At 74.1% G+C, this 14,401-nt stretch carries 9 protein-coding genes; 2 read left to right on the forward strand and 7 right to left on the reverse strand.

Features of this window, described 5'->3' with window-relative positions; all coding sequences use genetic code 11:
* Positions 1-1,251 (reverse strand): LLM class flavin-dependent oxidoreductase (locus MXD60_RS18150; RefSeq protein WP_248820508.1); only part of this gene is annotated, 1,251 nt, incomplete at its 3' end.
* A gap of 50 nt (positions 1,252-1,301) precedes the next feature.
* On the reverse strand, positions 1,302-2,117 hold the full coding sequence (locus tag MXD60_RS18155; protein WP_248820509.1) for an alpha/beta hydrolase: 816 nt from the start codon (positions 2,115-2,117) through the stop codon (positions 1,302-1,304).
* A gap of 731 nt (positions 2,118-2,848) precedes the next feature.
* Between MXD60_RS18155 and MXD60_RS18160 the strand changes: the two genes are divergently transcribed.
* Together MXD60_RS18160 and MXD60_RS18165 are read left to right on the forward strand one after the other, a co-directional pair.
* Positions 2,849-3,715, forward strand: a complete 867-nt coding sequence (locus tag MXD60_RS18160) for a LysR substrate-binding domain-containing protein (RefSeq protein WP_283098580.1) — start codon at positions 2,849-2,851, stop codon at positions 3,713-3,715.
* A gap of 111 nt (positions 3,716-3,826) precedes the next feature.
* Positions 3,827-5,119 carry a sensor domain-containing phosphodiesterase gene (locus tag MXD60_RS18165; protein ID WP_248820511.1) on the forward strand — a complete coding sequence of 431 codons (1,293 nt, stop codon included), beginning with the start codon at positions 3,827-3,829 and terminating at the stop codon, positions 5,117-5,119.
* A gap of 475 nt (positions 5,120-5,594) precedes the next feature.
* Here MXD60_RS18165 and MXD60_RS29460 read toward each other — a convergent pair whose 3' ends face one another.
* The 5 genes from MXD60_RS29460 to MXD60_RS18195 form a co-directional block, all read right to left on the reverse strand.
* Entirely contained in the window at positions 5,595-6,899 is a 1,305-nt protein-coding gene (locus tag MXD60_RS29460) for a glycosyltransferase (RefSeq protein WP_308222527.1), read from the reverse strand.
* A gap of 60 nt (positions 6,900-6,959) precedes the next feature.
* On the reverse strand, positions 6,960-7,592 hold the full coding sequence (locus tag MXD60_RS18180) for a DUF5994 family protein (RefSeq protein ID WP_248820512.1): 633 nt from the start codon (positions 7,590-7,592) through the stop codon (positions 6,960-6,962).
* Between the two features lie 119 nt (positions 7,593-7,711).
* Positions 7,712-11,245 (reverse strand): DNA polymerase III subunit alpha, encoded by a 3,534-nt coding sequence (gene dnaE / locus MXD60_RS18185; RefSeq protein ID WP_248820513.1) that lies wholly within the window; start codon positions 11,243-11,245, stop codon positions 7,712-7,714.
* A 207-nt stretch (positions 11,246-11,452) separates the two neighbouring features.
* Positions 11,453-13,135 carry a pyridoxal phosphate-dependent decarboxylase family protein gene (locus MXD60_RS18190; RefSeq protein WP_518468201.1) on the reverse strand — a complete coding sequence of 561 codons (1,683 nt, stop codon included), beginning with the start codon at positions 13,133-13,135 and terminating at the stop codon, positions 11,453-11,455.
* Positions 13,132-14,175, reverse strand: coding sequence for an alpha/beta fold hydrolase (locus MXD60_RS18195; protein WP_248820514.1), 1,044 nt, complete (start codon positions 14,173-14,175; stop codon positions 13,132-13,134). Before MXD60_RS18195 ends, MXD60_RS18190 begins: the two co-directional genes overlap by 4 nt.
* Positions 14,176-14,401 lie beyond the last annotated feature (226 nt).

Raw genomic sequence — 14,401 nt, forward strand, 5'->3', positions numbered from 1 at the left:
TGACGCCGCCGGGCAGAAGGCGGCCATGCGCGCCTTCGAGCACGAGGAGCGCTTCGCCACGCAGACGTTCGTCGCGGCCCCCCCCCCCCCCCCCCCCCCCCGGGGGGCGGCGGCGCGCGGCGGGGCGGGCCGCCCCGCGGCGCGCCGCCCGCCCGCGCCGCGGCGCCCGGCCGCCGCGCGGTGCGCCAGCTCCTGGCGGACCAGCGGCAGGACGTGGCGGCCGTAGTCGACGACGTCGTTGAGGTTGTCGTAGCCGCGGATCGAGATCAGTTCGGCGCCGAGGTCGACGTAGTCGAGGATGGCCGCGGCGACGGTCTCCGGGGTGCCGACGAGGGCGGTGGAGGCACCGGCGGCGTTCGTCGCCGCCGCCGGTGCCGTCCACAGCGCGCGGTCGTGCACCTCGCCGCGGGCTGCGGCGGCCAGCAGCCGCTGGGACCCGACGTTGGCCGGCTTCGCGCCGCCGACGCGGAACGCCCGCGGGGCCGCGCCACCGGCGCCCCGCAGTACCGCGAGGATCTGGTGCGCCTTCTCCCAGGCGAGGTCCTCGGTCGGCGCGATGATCGGCCGGAAGGTGACCCAGATCCGCGGGCGGTCGCTGCGCCCGGCCAGGCGGGCCTGCTCGTGGACCGCGTCGATCTGCTCGCGGGTCTCGGCCAGCGGCTCGCCCCACAGGCCGAAGATGTCGCCGAGCGCCCCGCCGACCCGGTAGGCGTCCGCGGACGAGCCGCCGACGGACACCGGGATCGTGCCGTGGACCGGGCGGACCACCGAGACGAAGTCCTCGAACGAGTAGTACGTCCCCGCGTGGTCGAACGGTGCCGTCCCGGTCCACACCCGGCGCAGGATGTCGATGTACTCCGCCTGGCGGGCGTAACGCTCCGCCTTGGGCAGCCGGTCGCCCTCGCGGGCCTGCTCCCGGTCGTCGCCGCCGGCGATGAGGTGCACGACCGCCCGCCCGCCGGAGAGCTGGTCGAGGGTGGCGAGCTGCTTGGCGGCCACCGTCGGGTACATCGTGTTGGGCCGCAGCGCGATGATCGGCCGGACCCGCTCGGTGTGCTGGGTCAGCGCGCTCGCCAGCGTGAACGGGTCGTGGAAGGTCGAGGAGTACGGCACGAGGGTGTAGTCGAAGCCGTAGTCGTCGAGCGCCCGCGCGTACCGCGTGAAGAACGGCACGTCGATGGCGGCGCGGCCCAGCTGGTTGAGCTCGTTGGACGGGTTGACGTTGATGGCGCTGATGAACTCGACGGGCATCGGACAGCCTCCGGGAAACGGTGATCAGGCGCGGTGCGGACGGGGGCAGGTCACACCCAGCGCGCGAGGGTGGGCAGCTCGGCGCCGAGGCGCAGCCGCTCGAGGAACAGCACGATCACCGCGGCGGCGGTGCGGTGGGTCGCGTCGTTGAGCGCGTCGTGGCGACCGCCGTCGACGGTCACCAGCTCCGCCCGCGGCGCCGCGGCGTAGCGGGCGCGGACCGGACGCAGCGGGCTGACCAGGTCGGCTGAGCCGTGCAGGCCGAGGATCGGGATGTCCACCCGGGACAGGTCGGCGTCGGCGAGCCACGACGCCGGGACCGGCCGGTCCAGCCCACCGCGGCGCAGGTGCGGGTCGCCGGTGAGTCGCGCCTGGTGCGTCGGGCAGGCGGTGCGCGCCGCGAGTTCCGCCGCCCACCGGTCGTCCTCGGTGCTGGCCGGGGCGGCGTCGGATGCCGCGCCGCCGACGCCGGCCGGGCCGGCGGGCGGGGTGGCGGGCGGGGTGGCGGGCAGGCCGACGAGCAGGAGCGCGTCGACGTCGACGGCGCCGGGCGCGCCCAGCGCGGCGACGAACGCGGCGCCGGCGGCCGCGCCGGCGAGGACCCGCGGCGCCGGGGTGTCCGGATCGGCCAGCAGGGAACGGAGGTCCGCCGTCACGGCGTCCGGGTCGACGGTCGGGTCGCCGACGGCCCGCACGCGGTAGCCGTCGAAGGCCAGGCGCGTGCCGAACCGTTCGTAGACACCGGGATGCTCGCCGCGCCCGACGACCAGGATGACGCTCGCGCGGGGGGCGATCGTGGGCGGGTTGTCCCACCCGGCGATCGTGGGCGACGTCGAGGCGGTGGGGGTGAGCTGCACGGAGGTCATCGCGGTGTCCTTGGGTCCGGGGATCAGGGGGTGGCCGGGGATAAGGGTGTCCGGGGATCAGGGTGTCCGGGGATCAGGGTGTCCGGTGGGTGCGGGGTCCCGCGCGGTGGCGACGGTGCGCCGACGCTCTTCGGCGACACCGGCGTCGTGGGACACCGCTGGGCGGGACGGAGCAGGCGTGGTGGCGCGCGCGGGCGTCGCCGTAGGACTGGGGCGACGGCCGGGCGCGGAGGCCGACGGCATCGTGCGGGGATGTGGACGGAATCGTGCGGGGATGTGGACGGAATCGGGCGGCGTCGACGGCCGCGCGGGAACGGCGCCGGCCAGGTCGGGGTTGGGCGGCGGTCACGGTGGCGGTCGGCAGGCGCGCCGACTGCCTCCGAGTCCCGCCTGGCGCGGCGCGGGGTGACGCGGGCCGGGGCTCAGCCGCGGGCCGACAGAGCGCGACGTCAGCGCCAGCGCCAGCGCCAGCGCCACGTCAACGGCGCTGACAGGTCAGCGGCAGCGACAGCAGGAGGACGCGAGGATCCCGAAATCGACGATCCGCCGGCGGGTCAACACCCGCCGGGGCAGTGGCCGAAGCCCGGCGCGACCGGCGCGGGCGGCGTTGACCTGCCCGAACCGGGTTGCGCGGGACTTGGCGACCATGTCGACCAGGATGGTGGGTTTTCCAGTGGTTGTCCAACGCCGATCCGCAATCACACCGATCAGATTTCGCGATCAGTCATGTTATGGTGCGCCGTGTGCCCGCCACCCTCGACATCACGGCGTTGCGCAGCCTCGTCGCGATCGCCGACAGTGGCGGGTTCCGGCGGGCGGCGGCGGTCCTCTGCGTGTCCCAGTCCGCGATCAGCCAGCATGTGCGCCGGCTGGAGAAGACCGTCGGGCGCCCGCTGGTCACGCCCGACGGCCGCGCCACCCGGTTCACCCCCGACGGCGAACTGCTGCTCGCCGCGGCGCGGCGCCTGCTCGACCTGCACGACGGCACCCTCGTCCAGCTCGGCGTCGGCGCCCCCGCGCGGCCCTCGACGATCACCGTCGGGGCGACCGAGCACGCCGCGGACCACCTGTTGCCGTTGTGGATGGCCGCGCTGACCGCGGGCTACCCGGAGGCCCGGATCCAGTTCCGGCTGGACCGCGGCGCGCGCATCACCGAGGCGCTCGACGACGGCGCCGTCGATGTCGCCGTCCTCATCGGCGCGGCGCACAGCCCCGCCTGCCGCCCGGCCGGCGCGCTGCGACTGGCCTGGTACGCCGCGGCGGGCTGGACGCCACCGCCACCCGAGCGCCCCCTCCCGCTGGTGGCGATCAACGATCCGTGCACGATCCGCCGGCAGGCACTGAGCACGCTCGCACGGGTCGGGCGCACCGCCTGGATCGCCGGTGAGGCCGGCCACCTCGCCGGTGTGCTGCAGGCGACCCGGGCCGGCGTCGGGGTGGCGCTGCTCGCCGACGTGGGCCCGGTCCCCCCCGGTCTGGTGCGGCGCGAGGATCTGCCGGCGGCGGATCCCGAGCCGCTGCACGTGCGGGCCCGGCGGGGCGCGCCGCCGCGGCTGGCCGACCTCATCCGCGACGCGGTCACCGCGGCGCTGCGCTGAGGGCCCACGACCCTCCCGGCCGCGCGACCCGCATGACCGAGGGTCACGCGGGGCATGCCACCCGTGGAGGTGGTTGGCGTGCCGACCAGGGCGATAGGACCTGCCACGCCGGTGGATCTTCCTCAGGCGGAGTCGATCGTGGCGGACCTGCTGGACATCCTGCGCCGGCAACTCGGAATGGATCTCGCGATGCTGGCCCGGGTGGAGGACGACCACCTCGTGCTGCAGGTACTGCGCGGCGACACCGCCGGGTTCGGGATGGCCGCGGGCGACAGACTCCCCCGTCGCGCCCTGCCCGACGAGGTACAGCCCGTGATCGCCGCGGCCCGCAACAGCCCCGGTGACGAGCCCACCGGTCCACATGGCGCCACACCTGGCGCCACACCTGGCGCCACAGCGGGTGGCGCGGCGGATGGCATATCGGGCAGCACCACGGGTGGCACCACGGACAACGACTCGGCCGCCGGGTTCGGCCTGCCAGGAGTCGGGGCCTACGCCTGCGTTCCGGTGCATGACGGCAACGGCCGGCTGTACGGCGTCCTGGCGTGTCTCGCGCACCTGCCCCGGCCCGCGGCGCCGGAGCGCGACGGCCGGTTCCTGCGGCTGATGGCCGCGTTCCTCACCGACGCCGTCCTTGACCTGCAGGAGATGTGGACCCGCCGCCGGCGGCTCTGGTCGCAGGTCAGCGATGTCATCGACGGCGGTGGGCCGCTGGTGGTCTTCCAGCCGATCTTCCGGCTTCGGGACCAGACCGTCGTCGGGCTCGAGGCACTGTCACGGTTCCCGGGTATGGCCGAGGACCCGCAGAGCTGGTACGCCAACGCGGCCACGGTGGGCCTGGCCACCGAGCTGGAACGGATGGCGTTCGCCCGGGCGTGCGCCATCCTGCACGAGCTGCCCGAAAGCCTGACCCTGACGATCAACGCCTCGCCGTCGACCATCATCGCGGGCGTGCTGGACCTGCTGCCGGCCTTCGCCGACGGCCGGGTCGTGGTCGAGATCACCGAGCACGAGCACATCACCGACGACGACCGCCTGCTGATCGCCGTCGAACTGCTGCGCGACCGTGGGATCCGCATCGCGATCGACGACATCGGCACCGGCTACGCGGGCCTGGAACAGCTCCTGCGGCTGCGCCCGGAGATCATCAAGCTCGACGGGGTGATCACCCGCGGCATCGACACCGACCCGGCCCGCCGGGCGATCGCCGTCGGGCTGGTCCAGGTCGCGGGCGAGACGGGCGGCAACATCGTCGCCGAGGGCATCGAGACGACGGGCGAGCTGGCCACGGTGATGGCCACCGGCATCCCCTATGGCCAGGGCTATCTCCTGGGCCATCCGACTTCCCTGGCGGGAGTCGCCGGCCTGCGCACGCACGCGACCGCCCCGGTCGACCCGGGCTGAACGGCGCGCGTGCCGATGCCGTCCCTGGGCCGCGCCCCGATCGAACGGGTGACGACAACCCGACATTGTCGGCTCGCGGCGCCGCCCTCGGCCTACCATCAGACGTCGTCTGCCACCGGCCCGACCGGTGACCGGGCCCGCGCGCGGGACGGGACGGGGCGTCGGAGGGAATCGAACGGGGCGGTGGTAGGTGCGCGCAGGGCCGGCATGTCCTTCGCCGGCGTGGCGCCCGCCAGGACCCGGCAGACGCCCCAGATCGTGCGCCCCGGGGCGCTGACGTGACCGACGCCCGACCGCCGGACCCGGCGGACCTGCCACCCGGCCTGCCGTCCCCGGTGCCGGGCGAGCCGTCGGCGCCGGACGGTGCGGCGTCACCGGCGCGCGACGGCGACCCCGCCGCGGCCCCGGGCGAGCGCTGGCGGCCCCGTGCGCAGGACGTCGCCGCCCGGCACCTGGGCAGTCCGACAACAATCGATCAGGAGGCCACCGACGTGCAGACCACCGCGCAGGAGGCCACCGCGGCCGGGCCGGCGGGCGACGACCCGCACGGCGCCCCGGTCGAGTGCTCGACGTGCCACGCGACCGTGCGGCCCCAGGACCGTTTCTGCGAGCGGTGTGGCGCGGCGCTGCCCCGGGCCGGCATGACCGGTGACCGCGTGGAGAGCGACCTGGGCTCCGCGGCGGGCGTGAGCGACCGCGGGCTGGTCCACCGGACCAACGAGGACGGCCTCGCCCTGCGCGTCCTGACCCGGGGCGGTCCCGTGGACCCGGCCGGCGCCGGCGAGACGGCGGCCACGGCCACGGCGACGCCCGCCGCAGCGCAGATCGGCGGCGCGGCCCTCGCCGTGATCTGCGACGGCGTGTCGACCGCGCCGGGTTCCGGCCCGGCCGCCGCCGCCGCGGCCGCGGCCGCCGGTCCGTCGACCAGGAAACCGGTCACCCCGTCGTCGACGACCTCCGGCATGGCTCCGCGCGGGTAGGTGATGACCGGCGTGCCGCAGGCCATCGCCTCGACGACCGCCAACCCGAACGGCTCGTCGAACGCGACGGGATGCAGCAGCGCCGCTGCCGATCCCAGCACCTCGCCCCGCGCGGAAGGTCCCACCGCGCCCAGGTAGCTGACCCGGTTCCCGTCGACGTGCGGCAGCACCTGTTCGGCGAAGTACCGCTCGTCCTGGACGATTCCGCAGATCACCAGGCGCCGACCCGCGCGGCGGGCGATGTCGATGGCGGCCGCGGTGCCCTTGTCGGGGTGGATCCGGCCGAGCACCACCAGGTCGTCCCCGCCCACCGCCGAGAACGGGAGCACGTCCAGGTCGACCCCGTGGTGGACGGTCGAGACGTAGTCCAGGTCGGGACTGCGGTCGGCGTCGGAGATCGACACGTACGCCGACGCGGCCCGCGCGTAGGCGGGGACGATCCGCGGATCGGAGAACCCGTGGATCGTCGTGACCATCGGCGCCGCGAAGCTCGCCGCGAACGCGAGCGGCAGCCAGTCGAGGTGGTTGTGCACGAGGTCGAACTCGCGGGAGCGGGCCAGCACGTGGGCCACGTGCAGGGCCTCCCACACCCGGCCGTCGAGGGACGGGTCCTCGGCGTACCCGTGCGGGCACACGCCGTCCAGCGCCGCGGTCGTCACCGAGTCCAGCGTCGCGAACAGCGTGACGTCCACCCCGTGTCCGACGAGGCCCTCCGCGATGCTGCTGGCGACCTGTTCCCAGGGGCCGTAGTGCCGTGGCGGGGTACGCCACGCGATCGGCGCGAGAATCGCCACCCTCACCGCGCGGCCAACCCGGCCTGGCCGGGCCGGGCGGTCACCGGGAGCCCGCCGACCGGGCGGCTACCGTGCTCTCCTCTGCCCGCTCACCGCAGGCCGCGGCTGGCCGTCCGTCCCCGGCCCGACCCGGTCCGCGGGTGGTGGCGCGGACAGGCCGTCGAGCGGCGCGGCGCCCGCGTGGCGCAGGATCTGGCTGGACGGCCCGGACAACCGGCCGGTCGCCGCCCTCCGCAGGACGTCCTCCGCGGCGTCCGCGGCCGCGTCGGAAGGGATCACCAGAAGGAAGATCCGCGGCCGGTCGCCGGCGGTCAGGGTGACGGTGTGCGGGTCGAGGGTGTGGTACCAGCTGATCCGTACCGGTGGCCGGCCCGGTTGGGGGAGCCGGTCGGGGATGTCGGTCCAGACGTCGCCGTTGACCGACATCCGGCTGATCGGGTGGCCAGCGGCAGACAGCGCCGCGACCAGCGCCGGAGCCTCCCGCGCCAGCCGTCCGCCGTGTGGCCACCAGGCTCCGTCGAAGGATCCGTGACCGCCGGGCGGGACGAGGGACAACCGCGGCTCGCGGTCATCGGCGACTGGTTCGGGATGGGTTCCCGACGAGGCGACGCGAAGCGGGGACGGTGCATCGCCACCGTCGTCGTCGGAACGCGCGGCATCGGCACGATCGGGAGGGGAGATCATCTGGCCCGTCGTCATGACGGCCACCTCACTCCGGCGATGAAGACCGCCGGCTGGCTGCGGCCGGCGGCGACATCGAGCGAGCGTCGACGTTCACGTGCTACCGGCCTGCTCCCGACCGTAGCACGGTGGGCGGGTCAGGCGACCGCGGCGGCGCCGAGCAGGGCCTTGAGGTCGCCCATCAGGGCGGGAGTGCGCTGGACCTTGTAGGCGTCGTCGAGGCGGAGCACGGTGGTGTGGCTCGCGGCCTGCAGGCGCAGGTGCACCTCGGTCGTGCCGGGATGGGTGCCGAGCACCTCGCGCAGGCGTTCCACGGTCGGCGGGTTCACCCGGGCGACCGCCATGGTGATCACCACCGGCGGGCTGAGGGCCTGCTCGCTGAGGTCGGGCACGGTCAGCTCGGAGGCGATCAGCCTCGGGGTGTCCTCCCGCTTGTCGAGCCGGCCTTTGACGATGACGACGGCGTCCTCGGCGAGCTGCGTGGAGCACACCTCGTAGGTCTGCGGGAAGAACATCACCTCCAGGCCGCCCTCCAGGTCCTCGACCGTGGTCAGCGCCCACAGCTTGCCCTGCTTGGTGACCTTGCGCTGCAGGCTGGAGATGATCCCGCCGATGGTCACGGTCGCGCCGTCCGGATACTCCCCACCGGTCAGCGACGCGATGCCGCAGTCCGCCTTCGCGGCCAGCACGTGCTCGACGTCGCGCAGCGGATGGTCGGACACGTACAGACCGAGCATCTCCCGCTCGTGGGACAGTTTGAGCGCCTTGTCCCACTCGTGGTCGGCGAACTCCTGCACGCCGAACAGGGGCGCGTTCGCCGGATCGTCGTCGGTGTCGAGGGCGAACAGGTCGAACTGCCCCTCGGCGTTCTTCTTCTTGACGCTCATCACCGCGTCGACGGCCTGCTCGTGCCGTTCCACCAGGCCGCGCCGGGTGTGGCCGAGCGCGTCGAACGCGCCGGCCTTGATCAGCGACTCGATGGTGCGCTTGTTGCAGACGACCGCCTCGACCTTGTCGAGGAAGTCGGGAAACGACACGAACCGGGTCTTGGCCGACCGGGTCCGCACGATCGACTCGACGACGTTCACCCCGACGTTGCGGATGGCGGCGAGGCCGACCCGGATCTCGTTCGATCCGTGCGCGGTGTAGTCGGCGAGGGAGGTGTTCACGTCCGGCGGGAGCACCTTGATGCCCATCCGCCGGCACTCGTTGAGGTAGATCGCCGACTTGTCCTTGTCGTCGCGCACCGAGGTGAGCAGCGCCGCCATGTACTCGGCCGGGTAGTTCGCCTTGAGATACGCCGTCCAGTACGACACCAGCCCGTAGCCGGCGGTGTGCGCCTTGTTGAACGCGTAGTCCGAGAACGGGACGAGGATGTCCCACAGCGTTTTGATCGCCGCCGCGGAGTAGCCGTTGGCCTTCATCCCCTCGGAGAAGGGCACGAACTCCTTGTCGAGGATCTCCTTCTTCTTCTTGCCCATCGCCCGGCGCAGCAGGTCGGCGCCGCCGAGGGAGTAGCCGGCGACCTTCTGCGCGATCGCCATGACCTGCTCCTGATAGACGATCAGGCCGTGGGTCGTGTCGAGGATGTCGGCGAGCGGCTCGGAGAGCTCCGGGTGGATCGGGGTGACCTCCTGCTGGCCGTTCTTGCGCAGCGCGTAGTTGATGTGCGAGTTCGCGCCCATCGGGCCAGGCCGGTACAGGGCCAGGACGGCGGAGATGTCCTCGAAGTTGTCCGGGCGCATCATCCGCAGCAGCGAGCGCATCGGCCCGCCGTCGAGCTGGAACACCCCCAGGGTGTCACCGCGGCCGAGCAGCTCGTAGCTCACCGGGTCGTCCAGGCTCAGGCCCAGCAGGTCGATCCTGATCCCGCGGTTGGCCTCGACGTTGCGCACCGCGTCGTCCATGACCGTCAGGTTGCGCAGGCCCAGGAAGTCCATCTTGAGCAGGCCGAGCGTCTCGCAGGTCGGGTAGTCGAACTGCGTGATGATCGCGCCGTCGGCGTCGCGGCGCCACACCGGGATGTGGTCGATGATCGGCTCGGCGGACATGATCACGCCGGCGGCGTGCACGCCGGCCTGGCGGATGAGCCCCTCCAGGCCCTTGGCGGTGTCGATGACCTTGCGGACGTCCGCGTCCGACTCGTAGAGGCCGCGGATCTCCCCGGCCTCGCTGTACCGGGGGTGCTTCTCGTCGAAGATCCCGCCCAGCGGGATGTCCTTGCCCATCACCGCCGGCGGCATCGCCTTGGTGATCCTGTCGCCCACCGCATACGGGTAGCCGAGCACCCGGGAGGAGTCCTTGATCGCGGCCTTCGCCTTGATCGTGCCGTAGGTGACGATCTGCGCGATGCGGTCGTCGCCCCACCGCTCGGTGACGTAGCGGATCACGTCACCGCGGCGACGTTCGTCGAAGTCGATGTCGATGTCGGGCATGGACACGCGCTCGGGGTTGAGGAACCGCTCGAACAGCAGCGAGTGCGGAATCGGGTCGAGGTCGGTGATGCCGAGCGCGAACGCGACCATCGACCCGGCGGCGCTGCCGCGGCCCGGCCCGACCGGGATCCCCTGGCTCTTCGCCCACACGATGAAGTCGGCGACCACCAGGAAGTACGCCGGGAACCCCATCTGGAGGATGATCCCGATCTCGTACTCGACCCGGGCGCGGTGCTCCTCGTCGTAGCCGTCCGGGAACCGGGTGGCCATCCCGGCCCAGGTCTCCTTGCGGAACCAGCTCTCCTCGGTCTCGCCGCCCGGCACCGGAAAGCGCGGCATCAGGTTCTTCTTGGCGAACATCCCCGTCGGGTCGACCCGCTCGGCGATCATGAGCGTGGTCTCGCAGCCCTCCTGCCAGGCGTCCGAGCCGTCGATGGCGTACATCTGCTCGGAGCTCTTCAGGAAGTAGCCCGAGCCCTCGAACTGGAAGGCGGGGTTGGCCACCGTGGAGGCCGTCTGGACGCACAGCAGCGCGGCGTGGGCCTCGCGCTCCGACTCATAGGTGTAGTGCGAGTCGTTGGTGACCACGAAGCGCATGTCGAGCTTGTGGGCGATGTCGACCAGCCCGTCACGGACCCGGCGCTCGATGTCGAGCCCGTGGTCCATGATCTCGCAGAAGTAGTTCTCCTTGCCGAAGATTTCCTGGTAGGCGGCGGCGGACTCCAGCGCGGCCTCGTACTGGCCCAGGCGCAGCCGGGTCTGCACGACGCCGGACGGGCAGCCGGTCGTCGCCATGAGCCCCTCGGAGTGCTCGGCGATGATCTCGGCGTCCATCCGCGGCCACTTGATGTAGTGGCCCTCGATCGACGCCCGCGAGTTCAGCCGGAACAGGTTCTTCAGCCCGATCGCGTTGCGCGCCCACATCGTCATGTGGGTGTACGAGCCACCGCCGGAGACGTCGTCGCCCTTCTGGTGCGGTTCGCCCCAGCGCACCCGCTGCTTGAGCAGGCGCGACTCCGGCGCGACGTACGCCTCGCAGCCGATGATCGGCTTCACCCCGGCGGCGGTCGCCTGCTTGTGGAAGTCGTACGCGCCGTACATGTAGCCGTGGTCGGTGATCGCCACGGCCGGCATCCCCTGGCGCGACACCTCGCTGAACATGTCCTTCAACCGGGCCGCACCGTCCAGCATCGAGTACTCGGTGTGGACGTGCAGATGGACGAAGGGGTTGGGCACGTCTGCATCCTTCCGCGCGCGGGGCACGCCGGTCGAGGCGGACGGCCGGTCACCCGGGGGACGGACCGCACCCGGCGCACCTGATGCGCCCGCCGCGGGGAATCGGCCGGAGGAACGGGACTTGTGGCAGCCTAGCCGCCCGGTCCGGCCGCCGGACCGCTGCCGCGCAGGTGTCCCACGCCGTACTACAGAGGGTCCCGGCGGACACTACGGGACGAGACCGCCCCGGCGCCTATCGAGATCACCGCGCCGCGGCGCGCTCTCGGCGAGACCGTCGGCGACGTCCGCGGTGCGGCGCCGGGGGACACCCTCGACCTCGCCGACCTCGCCGACCTCGCCTGCCAGGTCTGCCTCGCCGACCTCGTCCGCCTCGGCGGCGGCGACGGCGATCGCGGCGACCGCCCGGTCCACCTCGTGGCGTGACGTCGCCCAGTTGCTCACCGACAGCCGCATGGCCGCGCGCCCGCGCCACATCGTGCCGGTCACGTACGCCCCGCCCCCCGCCGTCACCGCGGCGGTGACCCGCCGGGTCAGCCGGTCGCCGCGGTCCACCGCGCCGCGCCGGCGCCCGTCGACCCGGACCAGGACCTGGTTGAGCGGGATCGCCGGGCCCCGCGGCGGGTCGCCCACGGCGTTGAGCACCCGCACCCCCGGCACGGCGGCCAGCTCGCGGGCGGCGTGGTCGGCGTGGTCGCAGCAGCGGTCCACGAGGTCGCGCAGGCCCGAGCGGCCCAGCGAGCGCAGCGCGGCGTAGACGGCGAACGTGCGGGCCCGGCGGCTGAACTCCGGCGTCCAGTCGACCGGGTCGAGCGCGCCGGCCGGGGCGGGCGGGAAGTAGTCCGCCGGGGTGGCCATGGCGGCGCGGTGGGCGGCCCGGTCGGCGACGAGCGCGATGCCGCAGTCGTAGGGCACGTTGAGCCACTTGTGGCCGTCCGTCGCCCAGGAGTCGGCCTGCGCGGCGCCGGCGACGAGGGCGCGCCGCCGCGCCGAGGCCGACACCGCGGCCCACAGCCCGAAGGCACCGTCGACGTGCACCCAGCCACCGTGCTCGTGGGTGAGCGCGCACACCTCGGCGAGGGGGTCCACGGCACCGGTGTTCACCTCACCCGCCTGGGCGATGACGATCGTCGCCGGCCGCCGGCCGCACCCGGTGGCGCCGCCGGGACCGGGCGCCGCGGCCAGGGCGGCACGCAGCGCGTCCGTCCGCATCCGACCGAGGTCGTCGGAGGCGACCGCGACGACGGCCCGGTCACCGAAGCCGAGCAGCCGCAGCGCGGCGTCGACGGTGGCATGCCGGTCCGCGCCGGCCAGGATGCGTACCGGCGGTGCCCCGGTGAGGCCGTCCGCGGCCACGTCCCAGCCGGCGTCGGCCAGCACCCGCTGCCGGGCGGCGGCGAGCGCGGTCACATGGGCCATCTGGGTGCCGGTGGTGAAACCGACGGATACCCGTGCCGGCAGGCCGAGCAGGTCCGCCACCCCGCGGCCGGCGACGGCCTCGACCGCGCTGGCCGCCGGGGACAGGGAGGCCAGCGCCGCGTTCTGGTCCCAGACGACGGCGAGGACGTCGGCGGCGAGCGCCGCGGGAAGTGTTCCGCCGACGACGTAGCCGAAGAAGCCGGGGGAGCCGGTCGCGGTCAGCCCGCCGCCCACCGCCTCGACGAGCGCGTCGATGACCGCGATCGCGTCGGTCGGCTCGGCGGGCAGCCGGTCGCCGAGCCGGGCGAGGACCTCCGCGGGGCTGTGGGCCGGCCTGGCCGGACGGGAGGGGAGGGTGGCCAGCCAGTCGTCGGCGTGCGTGGCCGCGGCCCGCAGCGCCGCCCGCAGGGCCGGCGCGGGGTTGGCAGGACCGGGGCCGGGGTTGGCGGGGCCGGGGTTGGCCGGGGCGGTCAGCTTCCCACCGCCGGAGCCGGCGCGGCGCCGCCGTGGGCGGCCGTCGACCGGGCGGTCGTGACCCGGCGGGCTCGGTCCACGGCTGGCCGGCCCTCCCGACCCAGCCAGTCAAGGATCATCTGGGCGGTCAGGTCCGGCGTCTCGATCATCGGGATGTGGCCGAGTCCGTCGAGGATCTCCACCCGCCAGTCCGGCCGCTGGGCGGCGACGTGGTGGGCGACGCCGACCGGGATCAGCCGGTCGGCGGTGCCGTGCAGCATCAGCGTCGGCTGCGGCACCGTGCGGACCATGTGCGCCAACGGCCCCGCGTGCAGCAGCGACCACACCACCGAGCGCGCCGCGCCGACGAACGCCTGGTCGGCCCCGAGCAGCTCACCGCGTTCCCGCTGGCCGCGCTCCAGCGCCGCGACGGCGGACTCCGGCACGCGGCCCGGGTCGGCGCACAGCCGCCGAAGGCTCTCCTCGACGAGTTCGCGCGGGCTGCTGCGGGCACGACGACGTGCCATGACGGTGGCGCCGAGGCGGGGGACGAACAGACCGGCGAACAGCCGCGTGATCTCTGGATCGGGCCACACCCCGCGAGGGCGGGGCAGCGCCGGGTCGACGAGAATCATTCCGGCGACCGAGGCCGGTCGCAGGGACGCCTGCATGACGCTGATCATGCCGCCCATCGAGTTGCCCACGAGGATCGGCGGGACGTCGAGGACATCCGTCAGGAACCGGTCGAGGAGCCGCCGGTTCGCCTGGACGTCGGTGCCGCGCCCCGCCGCCGGCGTCCGGCCGTGCCCGGCGAGGTCGACGGCCATCACCCGGTATCGCGGGGTGAGCTGCGGGGCGAGGAGAAGCCAGTTGAGCCACGACCCGCCGAGCCCGTGCACGCACAGCAGCAGCGGAGCGTCAGCCGGGCCGCCGAAGTCGACGACGTGCACCGGGCCGTCGAGCTGCGCCCAGAACGAGCGGTGAGCGTCGGCCGTCGGCGTCGCGGTCGGGGCCGTTCCGGCTGGCTCAGCTGGGTGCGGCGGCGAGTCGGGGCTGGTCATCCTCTGACCGTATGACCCCTATCGGGGTGGCGTCCCTGCGAGGCGCGAGCCCGGACGGTCCGTCAGGCGGTCATCCGCTGAGCGCTTTCAGGCAATGACATGCCGTAACCAACATGACAGTGGTGGGGGCCGGGGGGCGCAAGGTCGGGCCGCCCCCCGGGGGGCCCCCCCGCCGGGGCCGCCCCGGGGGGGGGGCCCCGGCCCCCCCCCCCCCCCGCCCCCCCCC

Origin of the sequence: Frankia sp. AgB32, from assembly GCF_023243045.1 — a bacterium.
Classification (GTDB): domain Bacteria; phylum Actinomycetota; class Actinomycetes; order Frankiales; family Frankiaceae; genus Frankia.